This is a genomic window from Streptomyces sp. NBC_00454 (assembly GCF_041434015.1).
Lineage (GTDB): Bacteria > Actinomycetota > Actinomycetes > Streptomycetales > Streptomycetaceae > Streptomyces.
The window spans coordinates 6,640,465-6,658,855 of sequence record NZ_CP107907.1 but is presented as its reverse complement, the minus strand read 5'-3'; the positions used below and the strand labels follow the sequence as shown (position 1 = coordinate 6,658,855).

At 71.3% G+C, this 18,391-nt stretch carries 19 protein-coding genes; 9 read left to right on the top strand and 10 right to left on the bottom strand.

Annotation, left to right across the window (positions count from 1 at the left end; all coding sequences use genetic code 11):
* Nucleotide 1: 1 nt before the first annotated feature.
* From OHU74_RS30390 to OHU74_RS30365, 6 genes are read right to left on the bottom strand one after another with little or no spacing between them, the layout of a single operon-like run.
* Nucleotides 2-2,173 (bottom strand): 3-hydroxyacyl-CoA dehydrogenase NAD-binding domain-containing protein, encoded by a 2,172-nt coding sequence (locus tag OHU74_RS30390; RefSeq protein WP_371618824.1) that lies wholly within the window; start codon nucleotides 2,171-2,173, stop codon nucleotides 2-4.
* A 51-nt stretch (nucleotides 2,174-2,224) separates the two neighbouring features.
* On the bottom strand, nucleotides 2,225-3,439 hold the full coding sequence (locus tag OHU74_RS30385) for an acetyl-CoA C-acetyltransferase (protein WP_371618823.1): 1,215 nt from the start codon (nucleotides 3,437-3,439) through the stop codon (nucleotides 2,225-2,227).
* Between the two features lie 57 nt (nucleotides 3,440-3,496).
* On the bottom strand, nucleotides 3,497-4,639 hold the full coding sequence (locus OHU74_RS30380; protein WP_371618822.1) for an acyl-CoA dehydrogenase family protein: 1,143 nt from the start codon (nucleotides 4,637-4,639) through the stop codon (nucleotides 3,497-3,499).
* Nucleotides 4,640-4,648: 9 nt separating this feature from the next.
* Nucleotides 4,649-5,674, bottom strand: coding sequence for an LLM class F420-dependent oxidoreductase (locus OHU74_RS30375; RefSeq protein ID WP_371618821.1), 1,026 nt, complete (start codon nucleotides 5,672-5,674; stop codon nucleotides 4,649-4,651).
* Nucleotides 5,674-6,939, bottom strand: coding sequence for a CaiB/BaiF CoA transferase family protein (locus OHU74_RS30370; protein ID WP_371618820.1), 1,266 nt, complete (start codon nucleotides 6,937-6,939; stop codon nucleotides 5,674-5,676). Before OHU74_RS30370 ends, OHU74_RS30375 begins: the two co-directional genes overlap by 1 nt.
* Before the next feature lie 44 nt (nucleotides 6,940-6,983).
* Nucleotides 6,984-7,376 (bottom strand): MmcQ/YjbR family DNA-binding protein, encoded by a 393-nt coding sequence (locus OHU74_RS30365; protein ID WP_371618819.1) that lies wholly within the window; start codon nucleotides 7,374-7,376, stop codon nucleotides 6,984-6,986.
* 291 nt (nucleotides 7,377-7,667) lie between these two features.
* Here OHU74_RS30365 and OHU74_RS30360 point away from each other — a divergent pair, with 291 nt between their 5' ends.
* Nucleotides 7,668-8,873, top strand: a complete 1,206-nt coding sequence (locus OHU74_RS30360) for a trans-acting enoyl reductase family protein (RefSeq protein WP_371618818.1) — start codon at nucleotides 7,668-7,670, stop codon at nucleotides 8,871-8,873.
* Between the two features lie 9 nt (nucleotides 8,874-8,882).
* Here the strand turns inward: OHU74_RS30360 and OHU74_RS30355 are convergent, their stop codons facing one another.
* Nucleotides 8,883-9,563 (bottom strand): endonuclease V, encoded by a 681-nt coding sequence (locus OHU74_RS30355; protein WP_371618817.1) that lies wholly within the window; start codon nucleotides 9,561-9,563, stop codon nucleotides 8,883-8,885.
* Nucleotides 9,564-9,589: 26 nt separating this feature from the next.
* On the opposite strand from OHU74_RS30355, the gene OHU74_RS30350 reads away from it, so the two are divergent.
* Nucleotides 9,590-9,889 (top strand): YciI family protein, encoded by a 300-nt coding sequence (locus tag OHU74_RS30350; RefSeq protein WP_371618816.1) that lies wholly within the window; start codon nucleotides 9,590-9,592, stop codon nucleotides 9,887-9,889.
* Nucleotides 9,890-9,934: 45 nt separating this feature from the next.
* Here the strand turns inward: OHU74_RS30350 and OHU74_RS30345 are convergent, their stop codons facing one another.
* Nucleotides 9,935-10,849, bottom strand: a complete 915-nt coding sequence (locus OHU74_RS30345) for an MBL fold metallo-hydrolase (protein ID WP_371618815.1) — start codon at nucleotides 10,847-10,849, stop codon at nucleotides 9,935-9,937.
* A gap of 99 nt (nucleotides 10,850-10,948) precedes the next feature.
* Between OHU74_RS30345 and OHU74_RS30340 the strand changes: the two genes are divergently transcribed.
* The 4 genes from OHU74_RS30340 to OHU74_RS30325 all read left to right on the top strand — a co-directional run bounded on the left by OHU74_RS30340 (nucleotide 10,949) and on the right by OHU74_RS30325 (nucleotide 14,850).
* Nucleotides 10,949-11,872, top strand: coding sequence for an AraC family transcriptional regulator (locus OHU74_RS30340; protein ID WP_371618814.1), 924 nt, complete (start codon nucleotides 10,949-10,951; stop codon nucleotides 11,870-11,872).
* Between the two features lie 55 nt (nucleotides 11,873-11,927).
* Nucleotides 11,928-12,371 carry a (4Fe-4S)-binding protein gene (locus tag OHU74_RS30335; protein ID WP_371618813.1) on the top strand — a complete coding sequence of 148 codons (444 nt, stop codon included), beginning with the start codon at nucleotides 11,928-11,930 and terminating at the stop codon, nucleotides 12,369-12,371.
* Between the two features lie 166 nt (nucleotides 12,372-12,537).
* Nucleotides 12,538-12,954, top strand: a complete 417-nt coding sequence (locus tag OHU74_RS30330; RefSeq protein WP_330299546.1) for an SsgA family sporulation/cell division regulator — start codon at nucleotides 12,538-12,540, stop codon at nucleotides 12,952-12,954.
* A 219-nt stretch (nucleotides 12,955-13,173) separates the two neighbouring features.
* Nucleotides 13,174-14,850, top strand: coding sequence for an ABC-F family ATP-binding cassette domain-containing protein (locus OHU74_RS30325; protein ID WP_371618812.1), 1,677 nt, complete (start codon nucleotides 13,174-13,176; stop codon nucleotides 14,848-14,850).
* A 13-nt stretch (nucleotides 14,851-14,863) separates the two neighbouring features.
* Here OHU74_RS30325 and OHU74_RS30320 read toward each other — a convergent pair whose 3' ends face one another.
* Nucleotides 14,864-15,343: an ATP-binding protein gene (locus tag OHU74_RS30320; protein WP_371618811.1), complete on the bottom strand. Its 480-nt coding sequence runs from the start codon at nucleotides 15,341-15,343 to the stop codon at nucleotides 14,864-14,866.
* A gap of 270 nt (nucleotides 15,344-15,613) precedes the next feature.
* Between OHU74_RS30320 and OHU74_RS30315 the strand changes: the two genes are divergently transcribed.
* The 3 genes from OHU74_RS30315 (at nucleotide 15,614) to OHU74_RS30305 (ending at nucleotide 17,914) form a co-directional block, all read left to right on the top strand.
* Nucleotides 15,614-16,465 carry a helix-turn-helix transcriptional regulator gene (locus OHU74_RS30315; protein ID WP_371618810.1) on the top strand — a complete coding sequence of 284 codons (852 nt, stop codon included), beginning with the start codon at nucleotides 15,614-15,616 and terminating at the stop codon, nucleotides 16,463-16,465.
* A gap of 58 nt (nucleotides 16,466-16,523) precedes the next feature.
* Entirely contained in the window at nucleotides 16,524-16,772 is a 249-nt protein-coding gene (locus OHU74_RS30310; protein ID WP_371618809.1) for a hypothetical protein, read from the top strand.
* 167 nt (nucleotides 16,773-16,939) lie between these two features.
* Complete coding sequence (locus OHU74_RS30305) at nucleotides 16,940-17,914, top strand: acyl-ACP desaturase (RefSeq protein WP_371618808.1); 975 nt, start codon at nucleotides 16,940-16,942, stop codon at nucleotides 17,912-17,914.
* Between the two features lie 116 nt (nucleotides 17,915-18,030).
* Here OHU74_RS30305 and OHU74_RS30300 read toward each other — a convergent pair whose 3' ends face one another.
* Nucleotides 18,031-18,279, bottom strand: coding sequence for a WhiB family transcriptional regulator (locus OHU74_RS30300; protein ID WP_330299540.1), 249 nt, complete (start codon nucleotides 18,277-18,279; stop codon nucleotides 18,031-18,033).
* Nucleotides 18,280-18,391: the final 112 nt, after the last annotated feature.

Genomic DNA, 18,391 nt, shown 5'->3' with positions numbered 1-18,391 from the left:
CTCAGTCGGCGTACGTCTCGCCGCGCTCGGCCTTGGCCACCAGCGAGGCGGGCGGGGCGAACCGCTCCCCGTACTGCGCGGCCAACTCCTGCGCGCGGGCCACGAATCCGGCGAGGCCGCCCTCGTAGCCGTTGATGTACTGGATCACGCCGCCGGTCCAGGCCGGGAAGCCGATGCCCATGATCGAGCCGATGTTGGCGTCGGCGTGCGAGGTCAGGACGCCCTCGTCGAAGCAGCGGACGGTGTCCAGCGCCTCGGAGAAGAGCATCCGCTCCTTCATGTCCTCGAACGGGATCTCATACCCGGGCTTGGTGAAGTGCTCGCGCAGGCCCGGCCAGATCCCGGCGCGCTTGCCGCTCTCGTCGTACGCGTAGAAACCGCCCCCGCCGCTGCGCCCGGGGCGCCCGAACTCGTCGACCATCCGGTCGATGACGGTGTCGGCGGGGTGCTCGGCCCAGGACCGGCCCTCGGCCTCGAAGGCCTTGCGGGTCTCGTTGCGGATCTTGCGCGGCAGGGTGAGCGTCAGCTCGTCCATCAGGGAGAGCACCTTGGCCGGGTATCCGGCCTGGGCGGCGGCCTGCTCGATGGAGGCGGGCTCGATGCCCTCGCCGACCATCGCGACGCCCTCGTTGATGAACTGGCCGATGACGCGCGAGGTGAAGAACCCGCGGGAGTCGTTGACCACGATCGGGGTCTTGTTGATCTGGCGTACGAGGTCGAAGGCGCGGGCGATGGCCTCGTCTCCGGTCCGCTCCCCCTTGATGATCTCGACCAGCGGCATCTTGTCCACGGGCGAGAAGAAGTGCAGCCCGATGAAGTCGGCGGGGCGCGAAACCCCTTCCGCGAGGCCCGTGATGGGCAGCGTGGAGGTGTTCGAGCAGAGCAGCGCGTCGGGGGTGAGGAACTCCTGGATCTCCTGGAACACCTTGTGCTTGAGGGCGGTGTCCTCGAAGACGGCCTCGATGACGGCGTCGCAGCCCGCCAGGTCGGCGGGCTCGGCGGTCGGGGTGATCCGGGCCAGCAGCTCGGCGCGCTTGGCCTCGGTCGTACGGCCGCGGGACAGCGCCTTGTCGAGCAGCTTCTCGGAGTAGGCCTTGCCCTTCGCGGCGGCCTCGGGGGTGACGTCCTTGAGGACCACCTCGATGCCCGCGCGGGCGCAGGAGTAGGCGATGCCCGCGCCCATCATCCCGGCGCCGAGGACGGCGACCTTGGTGACCTTGCGGGGGGCGATGCCCTGCGGGCGGCTGCGGCCGGCGTTGACGGCCTGGAGGTCGAAGAAGAACGCCTGGATCATGTTCTTGGCGGTCTGCCCGGTGACCAGCTCGGTGAAGTAGCGGGCCTCGATGGTCAGCGCGGTCTCGAGGTCCACCTGGGAGCCCTCGACGGCGCAGGCGAGGATGTTGCGCGGCGCCGGGTACGGGGCCCCGTTCAGCTGCTTCTTCAAGTTGGCCGGGAAGGCCGGGAGGTTGGCGGCGAACCGCGGGTTGGACGGGGTGCCGCCCGGGATGCGGTAGCCGGGGACGTCCCAGGGCTGCTTCGACTCCGGGTTCGCGTCGATGAAGGCGTGCGCCTTGGCGAGCATCTCCTCGGGCGTGGCGGCCAGTTCGTGGACCAGGCCGTTGTCCAGGGCGCGCTGGGGGCTGTACTGGGTGCCCTGGAGCAGGACCTTCAGCAGCGCGTCGGCGATGCCCATCAGGCGGACGGTGCGGGTGACGCCGCCGCCGGCCGGGAGCAGGCCGAGGGTGACCTCGGGCAGGCCGATCTTGGAGCCGGGGGCGTCGAGGGCCACGCGGTGGTGGGAGGCCAGGCAGATCTCGTAACCGCCGCCCAGCGCCGCGCCGTTGATGGCGGCGACCACGGGCTTGCCGAGGGTCTCGATGCGGCGCAGCGAGCTCTTGATCTGGGTGCCGGTGTCGAAGGCGAGCTGCGCGTGCTCGGGGCGCAGCTGGATCATGTCCTTGAGGTCCCCGCCCGCGAAGAAGGTCTTCTTGGCGGAGGTGAAGATGATGCCTCGGATGGAGTCCTTCTCGGCCTCGGCGCGCTCGGCGATGGCCGCGATGGAGTCCTTGAAGGCCTGGTTCATGGTGTTGGCGGACTGGTTGGGGTCGTCGAGGACGAGGGTGACGACGCCGGTCTCGTCCTGTTCCCAGCGGATCGTGGTGGACTCGCTCATTTTCGCTACTTCCGTGTCGGGGTGGGATCAGGGATCTGGGATCAGGACGGATCAGAGGCGTTCGACGATGGTGGCGACGCCCATGCCGCCGCCGACGCAGAGGGTGACGAGCCCGTAGCGCTTGTCCTGGCGCTCCAGTTCGTCGACGACGGTGCCGAGGATCATCGCGCCGGTGGCGCCGAGCGGGTGGCCGAGCGCGATGGCGCCGCCGTTGACGTTGACCTTGTCGAGGGAGACGCCCATGTCGTTGACGAAGCGGAGCACGACGCCCGCGAAGGCCTCGTTGATCTCGATCAGGTCGATGTCGTCGATGCTCAGCCCGGCCTTGGCGAGGGCCTTGCGGGTGGCGGGGGCGGGGCCGGTGAGCATGATGGTGGGCTCGGAGCCGGAGACGGCGGCCGAGACGATCCGGGCGCGGGGGGTCAGGCCGTTGCGGGCGCCCGCCTCGCGCGAGCCGATGGCGACGAGCGAGGCGCCGTCGACGATGCCGGAGGAGTTGCCCGCGTGGTGGACGTGGTCGATCTTCTCGACCCAGTGGTACTTCTGCAGGGCGACGGCGTCGAAGCCGCCGAGTTCGCCGATGTCCGCGAAGGAGGGCTTGAGCCGGGCGAGGGAGTCGGCGGTGGTGCCGGGGCGGACGAACTCGTCGTGGTCCAGGACCACCAGGCCGTTGCGGTCGGTGACCGGGACCACGGACTTGGCGAAGCGGCCGTCCTTGATGGCGGCGGCGGCCCGCTCCTGGGACAGGGCGGCGTACTCGTCCACGTCCCGGCGGGAGAAGCCGCCGAGGGTGGCGATCAGGTCGGCGCCGATGCCCTGGGGGACGAAATTGGTGTCCCAGTTGGTCATCGGGTCGTTGAACCAGGCTCCGCCGTCCGAGGCCATCGGGACGCGGGACATCGACTCGACGCCGCCCGCCAGGACGAGGTCCTCCCAGCCGGAGCGGACCTTGGCGGCGGCCAGGTTGACGGCCTCCAGACCGGAGGCGCAGAAGCGGTTCTCCTGGAGACCGGCCACGGTGTCCGGCAGCCCGGCCGCGATGGCCGCGATCCGGGCGATGTCGGAGCCCTGGTCGCCGACCGGGCCGACGACGCCCAGCACGATGTCGTCGATGGTGGCGGGGTCCAGTCCGGGGTTGCGCTCGCGCAGGGCGTGGATGAGGCCGACCACCAGGTCGATCGGCTTGGTGCCGTGCAGGGAGCCATTGGCCTTGCCGCGGCCGCGCGGGGTGCGGATCGCGTCGTATACGTAAGCTTCGGTGCTCACTGGTCAAGCCTTTCGGGGGTGCGGAGGCGAGGAAGGGGCGAGGGGGGCAGGGGGAGGTCAGCCCAGCAGTGAACGGCCGATGATCTCCTTCATGATTTCGGTCGTACCGCCGTAGATGGTCTGGATGCGGCCGTCGGTGAAGGCCCGTGCGACCCGGTATTCGGTCATGTATCCGTATCCGCCGTGCAGTTGCAGGCAGCGGTCGGCGACCCGCTTCTGAAGCTCGGTGGCCCACCACTTGGCCATCGAGGCGTGGACGTGGTCCAGTTCCCCGTTGGAGTGGTCGGTGATGCAGCGGTCGAGGAAGGTACGGGTGACCGCGCACTCGGTGGCCATCTCCGCGATCTCGAAGCGGACGTGCTGGAGCTTGGAGAGCGGGCGCCCGAAGGCCTCGCGCTCCTTCACGTACTGCGTGGTGATCTCCAGCAGGTACTCGGCGGCGGCGATGCCCGCCATCGCGATGCCCATCCGCTCCTGCGCGAGGTTGGTCATCAGGTGGACGAAGGCGCCGTTGAGCTCTCCCAGCAGGTTCTCCTTCGGGACGCGCACGTCGTTGAAGAACAGCTCTGCGGTGTCCTGGGCCTTCTGGCCGATCTTGTCGAGGTTGCGGCCGCGCTCGAAGCCCTCGGTGCCGCGCTCGGCGACCAGCAGCGACATGCCGTGCGCCCCGCCCTCGGGGGTGGTCTTGGCGACCACGATCACGAGGTCGGCCAGGATCCCGTTGGAGATGAAGGTCTTGGAGCCGTTGAGCACCCAGTGGTCGCCCGCGTCCTCGGCGGTGGTCCGGATGCCCTGGAGGTCGGAGCCGGCGCCCGGTTCAGTCATGGCGATGGCGGTGATGATCTCGCCCGAGCAGAAGCCGGGCAGCCAGCGGCGCTTCTGCTCCTCGGTGGCCAGCGAGGTCAGGTACGGCCCGATGATGTCGTTGTGCAGGCCGATCGCCAGTCCGGCGGCGCCCGCCCGGGTGAACTCCTCCGCGATCACCGCCGCGTACCGGAAGTCGGTGTTCCCGCCGCCCCCGTACTCCTCCGGGACGGCCAGGCCCAGCAGCCCCTGCCGGCCGGCGGCCAGCCAGGCCTCGCGGCTGACGATCCCGTCCTTCTCCCACTGCTCGTAGTGCGGCAGCACCTCCTTGGTGAGGAAGGTGCGGACGGTCTCGCGGAACGCCTCGTGGTCGGCGTCGAAGATGCGGCGTTGCATCAGGGCCCCCTAAAGCCAGCTCTTGACGGTTTCGATCGACTTGGCCGGCTCGGGGCCGACGGGAGCGACGTTGAGCATGGTCACTCCGGCGGCCCGGAAGGCCTCGACGCGCTCGCGCACGTATCCCTCGGGCCCGCACAGCGTGGTGAGCTCGCACAGCTCGTCAGGGACGGCCGCCGCAGCGTCGCGCTTGTGCCCGGAGAGGTACAGCTCCTGGATCCTGCGGGCCGCGTCCCCGTATCCGTAGGCGACGGCCAGGTCGTTGTAGAAGTTCTTGCCGACCGCGCCCATGCCGCCCACGTACAGGGCGATCTGCGGCCGCGCGAGGTCCCGTAGGGCCGCCGCGTCCTCGCCGATGGCGAGCAGTCCGCCCGCCACGACCTGGAGCGGGCCGAGCTCGGGCGCGCGCAGGGCCGCGCCTTCAGCGAGGGCGCTCCCCCACACCGCTTCCGCCTTCTCCGGTACGAAGAGGGTGGGCAGCCAGCCGTCGGCGATCTCGGCGGTCATGCGGACGTTCGCCGGGCCCAGCGAGGCCACGTAGACGGGGATCGCGGGGCGGACCGGCCGGGTCAGCATCTTCAGCGGCTTGCCGTACCGGCCGCCCTTGTCCGCCGGGAGCGGCATGTCGGTGATGCCGTGGTGGTCGATGGTCTCGCGGCGCCAGATCCGCCGGCACAGCTCGACCGTCTCGCGGGTGCGGCCGATCGGCCTGTCGTACGGCTTCCCGTGCCAGCCCTCGACCACCTGCGGGCCCGACGCCCCGAGGCCGAGCATGGCCCGGCCGCCGGACATGGCGTCCAGGCCCGCCGCCGTCTGGGCGATGAGGGCGGGGGTGCGCGAGTAGACGTTGAGGATGGCCGAGCCGATCTTCATCCGCTCGGTGCGGGCGGCCAGGTATCCCATGATCGTCGGGGCGTCGAACCCCCAGGCCTCGGCCACCCACACGGCGTCGAGGCCGGCCGCTTCCAGCCCGGCCGCGGCGTCGGCGGCCCGGCGGGGGTCTGCGGCGTAGTCGAGCATCATGGAGAGTTCCATCAGCCGTCCTTCCCCAGCAGGGCCGGTACGTCCCAGTCCGCCGCGACGGACTCCGTGTGCGCGCCGGGCATCGCGGGGCCGCCCACCGCGGCGGCCGGGGTCGCGGAGAAGCGGGGCGCGGGGGCGGGCTGGGTGATCCCGGCGGCCTCGACGAAGGTTCCCCGGGCGGCCAGGTGCGGGTGGTGCGGGGCCTCGCGCAGCGAGAGCACGGGGGCCACGCAGGCGTCGGTGCCCTCGAAGACCGCCGTCCACTCCTCGCGGGTACGGGCCTTGAAGCGCGCGGCCACGGCCTCGCGGAGCTCGCCCCAGCGGGCCAGGTCCTTGCGGGCGGGGGCCTGGTCGGAGATGCCGAGGAGCTCCACGAAGGTGTCGTAGAACTGCTGCTCCAGCGCGCCGACCGCCATGTACCGGCCGTCGGAGGTCTCGTAGGTGCCGTAGAAGGGGCAGCCGCCGTCGAGGAGGTTGGCCCCGCGCCGGTCCTGCCAGCCGCCGGCCGCCAGCATGCCGTGGATCATGGCGGTGAGGTGGGCGGTCCCGTCGACGATGGCCGCGTCGACCACCTGGCCGGTGCCGCCGGGGGTGCGGGCGTGCTGGAGGGCGGCGAGGACGCCGATGACCAGGTAGAGGGAGCCGCCCGCGTAGTCCCCGACCAGGTTGGCGGGGACGGCCGGGGGCTCGTCCGGGCTGCCGATCATCCCGAGGGCGCCGGTGACGGCGATGTACGCGATGTCGTGCCCGGCGGTGTGGGCCAGCGGGCCGTCCTGGCCCCAGCCGGTCATCCGGCCGTAGACCAGTTTCGGGTTGCGGGCGTGGCAGTCGGCCGGGCCGACGCCGAGCCGCTCGGCGACCCCGGGGCGGAAGCCCTCGATGAGCACGTCGGCGCGCTCGACCAGGTCGAGGACGCGGGCGGGGCCGTCGGCGGACTTCAGGTCGACGAGGACGGAGCGCTTGTTGCGGTTGGTGATGTCGTAGGCGGGGTTGACGGCGAGTCCGCCGCCGCCGGGACGGTCGACCCGTACGACGTCCGCTCCCAGGTCGGCGAGGAGCATGGCGGCGAACGGGCCCGGCCCGATGCCCGCCAGCTCGACGACGCGCACGCCCGTGAGCGGGCCGTTGCCGCGCGCGGAGCTCCCGGAGTCCCCGGAGCCGAAGGCCCCGGGCGCGGTCCCCGGCACGTCCCCCGGCACGGTCCCTGTCACTGCCATCGAGCCCCCAGCATCCGGTGGCACCACTGCGGCCACTGTGTGACACAACTGATGTAACACCAGTGATGCTAGGAACCCGTTCCACTCAGCACAAGAGCAAGCGCTTAGCCGGTTGGCCCGTTTCGCGCGTCGAGCTCCTTCAGGTGCCGCTTGAGAGCGACCGTCCGGTAGCTCTCCTCCACCCACTCGCACAGCACCTCGGCGGAGGGCGACGCCTTGTCCCCCAGCGGCACGCCGACCCAGCCCGCCCTCCCCAGCCCGTACCCGGTCGGCTCCGCTCCGGGCGCGGTCATGGCGTGGCCGTGCAGCGCCTCGTCCTTGAGTTTCACGGAGATTCCGGGCGGCCGCGGGCCCTCCGCGTTTCCGAGGAAGACGAAGATCTTCTTGTTGACCTTCACGACGCAGTCCTCGGGGCCCCAGGGGAACTCCTCCCCGGCCTCCGGCAGGCCCCGGGCGAACTCCCGGACCGCCTCCCACGTGCGCACCGCTGCCTTCATCGACGCCTCCACTCACCGCTCACCACTCGCCACGGGCCGCACCACACGTCGTACCACGGCTCACCAGGGGCCGCACCCGCTCGCACGGACGGACGAGTTCACGCCGAATCCGCCCCGCCCACATCGGCCGGACCACCGCGCCGCGGCCCGCCCCGCGCCCCGGGAGCGGCCCCCAAGCCACCCCGGGGCGCGGCCCGTTCACCACGCCTCGCGCCACCCGCCCGCACGGACGGCGGTGGCGGGCGCTAGCCTCAGCCACCACCGACACCGACACCGCCCGGGAGACGCCCGATGAACGCAAGTGTTCGACACGAGCCGCGCACCGAGGCACGGGAGTACGACGTCGTCCTCTTCGGCGCGACCGGGTTCGTGGGCGCGCTGACGGCCGAGTACCTCGCCGTGCACGCCCCCGCCGACTGCCGGTGGGCCCTCGCGGGCCGCGACCTGGCCAAACTGGAGCGGCTGCGCGAGCGGCTGACCGCCCTCGATCCGCGCTGCGCGGACCTGCCGCTGCTGCGCGCGGACGCCCAGGACGCCGGGGCACTGCGCCAACTGGCCGCCTCCACCCGGGTGCTGGCCACGACCGTGGGACCGTACGTCTGGTACGGGGCCGAGCTCGTGGCCGCCTGCGCCGCGGCGGGCACCGACTACGCCGACCTCACCGGTGAGCCCGAGTTCGTGGACCGGATGTACGTCGAGCACGACGCGCGGGCCCGCGAGACCGGCGCCCGGATCGTCCACGCCTGCGGCTTCGACTCGATCCCGGCCGACCTCGGCGCGTACTTCACCGTCGGACACCTCCCGGCCGGGGTCCCGCTGACCGTGGACGGGTTCCTGCGCTCCAACGCCCTCTTCTCGGGCGGCACCCTGACCACGCTGCTCACCGCGATGAGCCGCGGTCCGCAGAACCTGGCAGCCGCCCGCGCCCGCCGGCTGCACGAGCCCCGGCTGCTGGGCCGGCGGGTACGGGGGCCCGTGGGCGCACCGCGCTTCAGCCGGGAGACCGGAGCCTGGGCCCTGCCGCTGCCCACGCTGGACCCGCAGGTCGTGGCCCGCTCGGCGGCCTCGCTGGAGCGCTACGGCCCCGACTTCCGCTACCGGCACTACGCCTCCGTCCGCCACCTGCCCGTGGCCGTGGGCGGTACGGCGGCGGTCGGCGCGACCGCCGCGCTGGCGCAGATCCCGCCGGTGCGGCAGTGGCTCGCGGACCGGTGGGAGCCCGGTCAGGGCCCGGACGCGGAGCGGCGGGCGCGCAGCTGGTTCACCGTGCGGTTCGTGGGCGAGGGCGGCGGCCGCCGGGTCTTCACCGAGGTCTCGGGCGGCGACCCGGGGTACGGGGAGACCGCGAAGATGCTGGCGGAGTCGGCGCTCTGCCTGGCCTACGACGCCCTGCCCGAGCTCTCGGGCCAACTGACCACCGCGGTGGCCATGGGCGACGCCCTGCTGGACCGGCTCCAGAAGGCGGGCATCCGCTTCCGGGTCGCGTCCAGCGGGTGAGGGCAGGCCTCAGAGGGTGGCTTCGAGCAGGGCGCGCCGGCACAGCGAGTCGGCGTGCCGGGTGGTCTCGGGGATGCGGAAGCGGGGGCTGAGCGCGAGGGCGTGCGCGCAGGCGCTGTCCAGGGAGACCCGGTGCCCGACCGAGACGTAGACGGGCTTGATCCCGTCCTGGGTCCGCAGCGCCCGCCCGACGACATCGCCCTCGGCCGCGCGCAGCGGGGACCACTCGCCGCGCCGGGCGCCCGGTTCCCCGTAGGTGAAGGTGAACGGGTTCTTCGCGACGCCGATGGCCGGCAGCCCCGTCACCACGCCGAGGTGGCAGGCGAGGCCGAAGCGGCGCGGATGGGCGAGTCCGTAGCCGTCGCAGACGACGAGGCCGGGCGTGACGGTCAGCGCGTCCAGTGCGGCGAGCACGGTCGGCAGTTCGCGGAAGGCGAGCAGTCCGGGCACGTAGGGGAAGCTGACGCGGCCCACGGAGGTGGATTCCTCCACGACTTCGAGGGTGGCTCCGTCCAGGACCACGGCCGCGGCGGCGACCAGGTCGCGCTCGTCGTCGTAGGCGACGTCCACTCCCGCGATCAGCCCGGTGCCGGGCGGCGGCCCGGTCTCGGTGAGCACCACGCGTCCGCGCAGTTCGTCCTGTATCGCCTTGGCCTCGGCCTCGTCGGCGGGCGTCTTCGCACTCGTCATAGTGGTGCGAGAGTAGCCTGACGATCATGTTCGTCATGGAGCTCACCTACACCGCGCCCATCGAAGCCGTAGAAGAGGAGATGGACGCGCACATCGCCTGGCTGGACGGCTACTACGCGGCCGGCATCTTCCTCGCGTCGGGGCGCAAGGTCCCGCGCGACGGCGGAATGATCCTGGCCGGCGGGGTCTCCCGCGCGGAGATCGAGAGGATCGCCGCCCAGGACCCCTTCGTGCTGGCGGGCGTCTGCGCCTACCGCGTCACGGAATTCATCGCGACCAAGACCTCGGCGGACCTGTCGACGGTCCGGGAGAACCCGGCGGTCTGAGGCCGGGCTCCTGCCGGAGTCGGCAGGGGCCGGCCACCGCCGGTCTCACTCACCGGCCCACCGGCCCAGCGAGAACCCGTCGCCGTTCCGGCGGACTTCCACGGCTCCCGAGCCGCCGAAGTGCGCCGGGACGACCAATTCGCCTTCGTCCGCGGCGCGTTCGAGAATGCGCCGGCGGCTCGATGCCGCCGCCCGCTCATCCGTGCAGAAGCAGCTGTTGCAGGCGGGGTCCAGGATCTGCACCGGGCTGTGCAGGAGGTCGCCGACGAAGACCGCTCGGTCGCCGCCGGAGGCGAGCCGCAGCACGGACGATCCGGGGGTGTGGCCGGGAGCGGCTTCCAGGGTGAGGTGTTCGTCGATCCGGTGGGCGCCCTCCCACAGCACGGCCTGCCCGGCCCGGTGGACGGGGGCGATGCTGTCCTCGTAGATCAGCCGGTCGTCCTCGCGAAGGCCGTTCCCGTACGCGTTGCGGGGACCGAAGTGGAAGTCGTCCGCGGCCGGGATGAGGTACTGGGCGTTGGGGAAGGCCGGCACCCACTCCTGGCCCTCCGCCCCGGCGCTGACGGTGTTCCAGCCGACGTGGTCACCGTGGATGTGGGTGTTGACGACCACGTCCACGTCCTCGGGCCGGACACCGGCGCGGGCCAGGCTGCCGAGGAAGTCTCCCTGCCGGTGGTGGAACAGCGGCGATCCGGGCCGCTCACGGCCGTTGCCCACCCCGGTGTCCACCAGGACGGTCCGCCCGCCACTGCGCAGGACCCAGGTCTGGAGCGTGAGCACCGCCCTGCCGGTGTCGGGTTCCCAGTGGTCCGGCGCCAGCCAGTCCTCGTTGTCCTGCCACGTCCGGGCCGTCGAGTCCGGTACGAGGTCACGGGCGGGGGTGAAGGCCCCGTGCCACTCCACGACCCTGCTGACCTCGACGTCACCCAGGACGATGCTCTGCTTGCTCTCGCTGCTCATGACTCGACTCTAGGGAGGCAGGATGAGCGGATCAATGCCTGTTCAGCTCACTTGGATACGCAGAGCTCTCATCATTGACTCCACAGATATCCTGACGCCATGGATGTGGTGAGCGACGCGATCTCCGCCGTACGCATCGGGCGGCCCTCCTCCAACCGGGTGCGGGTCGACGGAGGCTGGTGCGCGCGGTTCGCCCCGTACGAGGGCGCGGGCTTCCACGTGGTGATGGAGGGCAGCTGCTGGCTCCTGCCGGACGGCGGTGCGCCGATCACCCTGGGCCCCGGCGACGCGGTGCTCCTGCCGCACGGGGCGGGGCACGTCATCGCCGACTCCCCCGCCGACGCGGCGACCGTGGAGCGGGCGGTGCCCTTCGAGCGCTGGGCCGCCGGAGGACAGCCGCCCCGAACCCCGGCCGGACCCCACGACGTGGAGATGCTGTGCGGCAAGTACCGGCTCGACCGAAGCCACGCGCACCCGCTCATGCAGGAGCTTCCGGAGGTCGTCCACCTGCCGAACCGGGTCGGCGCCAACCTCGAACTCCGCTCCGCCATCGACCTGTTGGGGCGCGAGCTGGACGGGCAGCGGCCCGGTGCCTGCATCGCGGTCCCGAGCCTGCTCGACCTGCTCCTCGTCTACATGATCCGCTCGTGGATGACCGGGGGCGCGGCCGGCGGCGCTCCGGCCGGGGCGTGGCCGGCCGTGCTCGGCGACCCGGTGACCGCCGCCGCCCTGCGGGCCCTCCACTCGGACCCGGCCGCCCCGTGGACCAATGACCTCCTGGCCGCCGAGGCGGGCGTCTCCCGCCCGACCCTGGCACGCCGGTTCGCGACCCTCGTGGGCCGGTCCCCGATGGCGTACCTCACCTGGTGGCGCCTGACCTACGCCGCCGCCCTGCTCCGCGACACCCCGGACCCGCTGGCCACGATCGCCCACCGGGTCGGCTACGGCACCCCGTACGCCCTCTCGCACGCCTTCAACAGGGAGTTCGGAACCACCCCCGGGCGCTACCGCACCGGGCACTGACCCGCGCCCCGCCGTTCCGCATGCACCCCCACCCTCGGCTGCCTAGGCTTGTCCCATGCCTTCCGAGGAGCCCGGATCCCACCCCGCCCCGCAGGCCCGACCCAAGGTCTTCGAGGGCGAGCGCGTCACCGTCAGTTACGACGTCCGCCGGTGTCTGCACGCCGCCGAGTGCGTCCACGGGCTGCCCACCGTCTTCGATCCGGCGCAGCGCCCCTGGGTGCGGCCCGACGGGGACGAGCCCGAGCGGGTGGCCGAGGTGATCCGGCGCTGCCCTTCGGGGGCGCTCCAGTACCGGCTGACCGAAGGGCCGGCCGAGGAGCCCGACCGGCCGACCAGCGTCGTACGGTCCGGCGCGGGGCAGCTGGTGCTGCGCGGGGAGCTGGCCGTGACCACCCCGGACGGAGCAGTGCACCCGGAGACCCGGGTGATGCTTTGCGCCTGTGGAGTGAGCGGGAACCAGCCTTACTGCGACCACTCCGGCCCCTGCGGGCAGGGCTGAGGACCCGGCGCCCCCGTCACCCTGTGCGATCACACAGAAAAGATCAGGCCATTCGGTGACACAGCTCACGCAACCTCGCGTGCACTGATTCGCCATTTCCGGCGTCTATCCCGTTGCCGGGTCCTACCCACAACCCGGCAAGAGATCTGCCGCAAGGGAGCGAGCCTTGATCACTGTCATCGAGCAGGCCGTGCAGGCCCGACTGGTCGCCACCGCGCCGAAGGTCGACACCGTACCGGTCACGTTCTGCTACGACCGGGCCGACCCCTTCGCCGTCCGCATGGCCTTCCCCGCGCCCGCCACCCTGGAGGGCGTCGAGGTGTCGTGGACCTTCTCGCGCGAGCTGCTGGAGGCCGGACTCGACCGCCCGGCCGGCTGCGGTGACGTGCGCGTGCGCCCGTACGACGCCGACCGGACCACCGTGGAGTTCCACGCCCCCGAGGGCGTCGCGATCGTGCTGATGGTGACGGCCGACCTGCACCGGTTCCTGGAGCGGGTCTCTACGGTCGTGCCGCCCGGCCTGGAACACCTGTACCTGGACATGGACCAGAGCCTGGCCGAGCTGATGCGCGACTCCTGCTGACCCGTGACCCCCTGATCCGCCACTTCACGTCACCCCTTCCCGCTAATTCGTTTGCGGGCGGTTCCGGCCGCCCGTAGCTTCGTAGACGCCCCATCGCCGTCGAAACGGAGCAGGACATTGCTCGTCTGAGGTCCGAGACACCGACCACCGTCAGGCCATCGCCCACGGCCGGCTGTCTCCCCGAGTTGCACTCACCATTCACGCAACCTGGAGGCCTCCATGAGTCCTGCTCCCTCTTTCATCACCTGCTCCGACCTGTTCTTCGCCTGGCCCGACGGAACCCCCGTCTTCGAAGGCTTCCAGCTGACGGTCGGACCCGGCCGTACCGGCCTGATCGGGCTCAACGGCTGCGGGAAATCCACCCTCCTCAAGCTCATCGCCGGGGAACTGGCCGTCTCTGACGGTCAGTTGACCACCTCGGGGACGGTCGGCTACCTCCCGCAGACCGTCACCCTCGACACCGCCCTACGGGTGGACGAGGCCCTCGGAATCCACGCCACCCGGGCCGCCCTGCACGCCATCGAGGCGGGCGAGGCCACGGAGGCGAACTTCGCGGCCGTCGCGGACGACTGGGACGTGGAGGAAAGGGCCCTGGCCACGCTCGACCAGCTCGGGCTCGGACGGATCGGGCTCGACCGCACAGTCGGCGAACTGTCGGGTGGCGAAGGTGTGTTGCTGCGCCTGGCCGCCCTGCTGCTGGCCCGCCCGGACGTCCTGCTGCTGGACGAGCCGACCAACAACCTCGACCTGCGGGCGCGCCGAAGGCTGTACGCCGCGGTCGAATCCTGGTCCGGGGTACTGGTCCTGGTCAGCCACGACCGGGAGCTGCTGGAGCGGGTCGATCAGATCGCCGACCTCCGGGACGGCGAAGTGCGCTGGTACGGCGGCAACTTCACGGAGTACGAGGAGATGCTCGCGGCCGAGCAGGAGTCGGCCGAGCGGCTGGTCCGGGTGGCCGAGGCCGACGTACAGCGCCAGAAGCGCGAACTGTCCGACGCACAGATGAAGTTGGCCCGGCGCAAGCGGTACGGCCAGAAGATGAACGACAACAAGCGCGAGCCGAAGATCGTCATGGGCGCCCGCAAGCGCGCGGCGCAGGAGTCGGCCGGCAAGCACCGCATCATGCACGCCGAGAAGCTCGCGCAGGCCAAGGAGCGCCTCGACCACGCGGTCGAGGCGGTACGGGACGACGCCGAGATCCGGATCGAACTCCCCGCCACCCGGGTCCCGCCGGGCCGCCGCGTGCTCACCCTCAGCGGGCTGCGCCCGGTCCACGGAGCCGGGGTGGCGGGCGAGTGGGAGCTGCGCGGTCCGGAACGGATCGCGCTGGTGGGCCGCAACGGCTCCGGCAAGACGACCCTGCTGCGGACGATCGCGGGGGAACTGGCCCCGCTGTCCGGCGAGTCGAAGACGCACGTGCCCACGCGATTCCTGCCGCAACGGCTCGACGTGCTGGACGACGACCGCTCGGTCGTGGAGAACGTGGCGCGCTTCGCCCCGCACGCCACGAACAACCTGATCCGGGCCCGCCTCGCGCACTTCCTGTTCCGGGGCGCGCGAGCGGACCGGGCGGCCGGCACCCTGTCGGGCGGCGAGCGGTTCCGGGCCACCCTGGCGGCGCTGCTGCTCGCGGAGCCCGCTCCGCAGCTGCTGATGCTGGACGAGCCGACGAACAACCTGGACCTGGCGAGCGCCCGGCAGTTGACGGACGCGCTGGATTCCTACGAGGGCGCGCTCCTGGTGGCCAGCCACGACGTGCCGTTCCTGGAGTCGATCGGCATCACGCGATGGCTGCTGCTCGAGGGAGACGGCGACGGAAGCGGAGACGGCGACAGCGACGGCCGGATGCGGCCGACCACGGCCGAGGAGGTGCGGGAGTCCCTGTGGCACATGTGACGGTCTAGGTCGTCTAGCGCGAGATCGGCAGCGGAAGCGGCAGTAACGCCCAGGACTTGGTGCCCCCCATGGCCGTGAGGACGGGGGTCAGGCCCCAGTCCCCGCCGCACGCCTCGACGACCGCCGAGAGCAGCCACATCCCGCGGCTGCGCCGCCGCCTGCACTCCTCGCTCGCCGCGGGCGAGGAGTGCGCCGGGTGCTGGTCGTAGACGACGAGCCGGAGCGCGTCGAACTGCCAGCGCACCTTGAGCATCATCTCCTTGTCCGGCGTGAACCGGTGGGCGCAGGTGACGAGTTCGGAAACGGCGAGGGCCGCCGTGTCGCACAGGTCGGGCAGCCCGTGCCGGGTGAGCAGGGACCGTACGGCGCCCCGGGCACTGCCGGCGCAGTAGGCGCCGCCGGGCAGGCCTATGGAGTAGCTCAGTCTCTCCGCCTCGGGCGGGACCTGCCGGAACTCGTGGACCGACCGCAGGCCGCGGAGAGTGCCCGTCATCGTGCTGCTCCAAGGTTCTGAATGCGTGGGGCCTGAGGCCCGCGGCCCGATCAGGAGCCGTGTGGTCGTACGCCCCGTGATCAAAGCCGTGTGGTCACAGCCGTGTGGTCATACAAGGCCTCGAGGTCGCCCCGTGTGAGACTTGCGCTACCGACCGTAGCGCAACGGGGTGCACAGTGCTACTACTTGTATGACGACTTGATGTTTTCTCATGGCATTTCCGGATTCGTGGGGCCCTCCCGCACGCCCCGACCGGAGGAGAGGGGACCCGTGCCACCGAGGAGTACGCCGACCGCGCGACAGCAGCGCCTGGGCTGCGAGCTGCGAAGACTCCGCGAACAGTCGGGCACGACGGTCCAGCAGGCCGCCGCGCTCCTGGGCGTGGACCGCACCCGGATCCCGAACATCGAATCCGGTCGGATCGGCATCAGTGCCGAGCGTGTCCGCACCCTCGCGTTCAACTACGACTGCCCCGACACCGGGCTGGTCGACCTGCTGGCCTCGATGGCACAGGAGCGGGACAAGGGGTGGTGGGAACAGCACCGGGGGATGCTGCCGCCCGCGCTCCTGGACATCTGCGAACTCGAGCACCACTCGGTCGAGTTGCACACCGCCGTGACCACGCACATACCCGGACTGCTGCAGACCGAGGCGCACGCGCGGGCCGTCTTCGACACCGCCGACCCACCACTGCCGGAGCCGGATCTGCAGGCGCGACTGGCGCTGCGGATGCAGCGCCAGCGGGTGTTCGCCCGCGAGGCGCCGCCGCTCTACGAGGCGGTCGTGCACGAGGCCGCGCTGCGGATGCAGTTCGGCGGCCCCAAGGTGGCCCAGGCGCAGCTCGAGCACATATTGAAGCAGTCGGAGCGGGCGCGTACGACGGTGCGGGTGATTCCGTTCACGGCCGGCGGGTTCCCTGGCGCCGGCCAGTCCTTCACGTACGCCGCGGCCGTGATCGGCGAGCTGGACACCGTGCAGCTCGACAGTTCGCACGGCTCGATGTTGCTGGATTCGCAGATGAAGCTGCTCCGCTACCGCGGGCTGCTGGAGCGGCTGCGCTCGCTGGCGCTGCCGGCCTCCGAGTCCCGCGATTTCATCCATGCCATCGCACAGGCCCTCTGACCGGCTGACCGGCTGACTGACCACCTGACCGGATCCGACGAGGAGACGAGAGAACGACATGAGCGCGACCACCACACCCCTGACCACTCCGGCGGCGGCGCCGGCGGCCACCCCGGCGGCCGCCATCGCGTGGGGCGAGGCCTTCTGCAGCGAAGGAGCGAACTGTTTCCGCTTCGGGCTCGACGCCGAAGGGAAGGCCTACATCGGCACCACGGAGTCCGCCGCGTACGTCACCGACTCGATCGAAGCCCTCCGGGCACTCATCTCCGCCGTCAAGGCGGGAGCCGCGGACCACCTCCTCGCGTGACTTTGGGCCCTCCGAAACCCTCTCTGAGCCCTTTTAAACTGCACAGATAACGGGATGTAACCGGACATATGCCTGGGTGGGGCTTGGCTGGCCTTGATGTCGCGCTTAACCTACGACTCCGTAGGCTACGGAACCGTAGGTAATTCGCTTTGCACTCAGGAGTACCCGTGACGATCACCTCTCCCCACCTCGGCAGCTCGGAGGCGTGGACCGACGCCAAGCTGCTGTTCGCGCTGGAAGAGGTGGTCGAGAAGGAACTCAACCGCCATCTGAAGGTCACCAAGGACTGGATGCCCCACGAGTACGTCCCGTGGAGCGACGGCCGCAACTTCCCCGGCTTCTTCGAGGACGGCGAAGCCTGGGACCCGCAGCAGTCCAAGGTCACCGAGATCGGCAAGATCGCGCTCGTCGTGAACCTGCTGACGGAGGACAACCTCCCCAGCTACCACCACGAGATCGCCTCCCTTTTCGGCCGCAACGGCGCGTGGGGCACCTGGGTGCACCGCTGGACCGCCGAAGAGGGCCGCCACGGCATCGTGATGCGCGACTACCTGCTGGCCTCGCGCGCCGTGGACCCGGACAAGCTCGAAGCATTCCGGATGCAGCACATGTCGGAGGGCTTCGAGTCCGACAACCGCCACTCGATGCTGCACTCCGTGGCGTACGTGGCCTTCCAGGAGCTCGCGACCCGCATCTCGCACCGCAACACCGGCCACCAGTCCGGTGACCCGGTCTGCGACCGCATGCTGGCCCGTATCGCGCAGGACGAAAACCTGCACATGATCTTCTACCGCAACCTGCTGGGCGCGGCCTTCGAGATCGCCCCGGACCTGACGATGCAGGCCGTACGGGACGTCGTGGTCGACTTCCGGATGCCCGGTCACGGGATGCCCGGCTTCGAGCGGATGGCCGCGCAGATGGCGATCGGCGGGGTCTACAACCTGCGGATCCACCACGACGACGTACTGAGCCCCGTGATCCGCTTCCTGAAGATCATGGACATCGACGGTCTCGGCCCGGAGGGCCAGAAGGCCCAGGAGGAGCTGGGGCTCTTCATGGACGGCCTGGACTCCGAGGCCCGCAAGTTCGACGAGCGCCTGGCCGCCCGCGCGGCGCGCATCGCGGCCCGCAAGGCCGCCTGACGGCACCAGCCGTAGACCACAGCCGTACCGACGCGAAACCCCGGCAGAGCACCGCTCTGCCGGGGTTTCGCGTCATCTGGCGTTATCGCGTCCCGCCACGGCGGCAGCGGCGGCGATCAGGGACGGAGCGGGCGCAGGGCCTGGCGCTCGGATTCCGAGAGGCCGCCCCAGACGCCGAAGCGCTCGTCGTTGGACAGGGCGTACTCGAGGCAGGCCTGGCGGCCCTCACACGCACCGCAGAGCCGCTTCGCGTCGCGCAGCGAAGAGCCAGGCTCCGGGAAGAAGAACCCGGGCCCCGTCTGAGCGCACAGGGCGAGCTCGTACCAGGCGGGGGCGGCGAGGGTGGCGGCGTTGTTCATCGACATGCCGCAGAGCCTGGTCGGCCGCGATGGACGTCCGATCAACGACTGATCAACAGCCGTTCACGCGGCGACCTCCGACACCAGCCGCCCCACAGAGTGCACGACCGTGCGTTCG

Bases quoted from the DNA above. Each gene is read 5' to 3' on its own strand.
- OHU74_RS30390 (WP_371618824.1), bottom strand. From the start codon at position 2,173: ATGAGCGAGTCCACCACGATCCGCTGGGAACAGGACGAGACCGGCGTC.
- OHU74_RS30340 (WP_371618814.1), top strand. From the start codon at position 10,949: ATGGATGTGGTGAGCGACGCGATCTCCGCCGTACGCATCGGGCGGCCC.
- OHU74_RS30360 (WP_371618818.1), top strand. From the start codon at position 7,668: ATGAACGCAAGTGTTCGACACGAGCCGCGCACCGAGGCACGGGAGTAC.
- OHU74_RS30345 (WP_371618815.1), bottom strand. From the start codon at position 10,849: ATGAGCAGCGAGAGCAAGCAGAGCATCGTCCTGGGTGACGTCGAGGTC.
- OHU74_RS30375 (WP_371618821.1), bottom strand. From the start codon at position 5,674: ATGGAACTCTCCATGATGCTCGACTACGCCGCAGACCCCCGCCGGGCC.
- OHU74_RS30365 (WP_371618819.1), bottom strand. From the start codon at position 7,376: ATGAAGGCAGCGGTGCGCACGTGGGAGGCGGTCCGGGAGTTCGCCCGG.
- OHU74_RS30310 (WP_371618809.1), top strand. From the start codon at position 16,524: ATGAGCGCGACCACCACACCCCTGACCACTCCGGCGGCGGCGCCGGCG.
- OHU74_RS30300 (WP_330299540.1), bottom strand. From the start codon at position 18,279: ATGTCGATGAACAACGCCGCCACCCTCGCCGCCCCCGCCTGGTACGAG.
- OHU74_RS30335 (WP_371618813.1), top strand. From the start codon at position 11,928: ATGCCTTCCGAGGAGCCCGGATCCCACCCCGCCCCGCAGGCCCGACCC.
- OHU74_RS30350 (WP_371618816.1), top strand. From the start codon at position 9,590: ATGTTCGTCATGGAGCTCACCTACACCGCGCCCATCGAAGCCGTAGAA.
- OHU74_RS30355 (WP_371618817.1), bottom strand. From the start codon at position 9,563: ATGACGAGTGCGAAGACGCCCGCCGACGAGGCCGAGGCCAAGGCGATA.
- OHU74_RS30320 (WP_371618811.1), bottom strand. From the start codon at position 15,343: ATGACGGGCACTCTCCGCGGCCTGCGGTCGGTCCACGAGTTCCGGCAG.
- OHU74_RS30380 (WP_371618822.1), bottom strand. From the start codon at position 4,639: ATGCAACGCCGCATCTTCGACGCCGACCACGAGGCGTTCCGCGAGACC.
- OHU74_RS30325 (WP_371618812.1), top strand. From the start codon at position 13,174: ATGAGTCCTGCTCCCTCTTTCATCACCTGCTCCGACCTGTTCTTCGCC.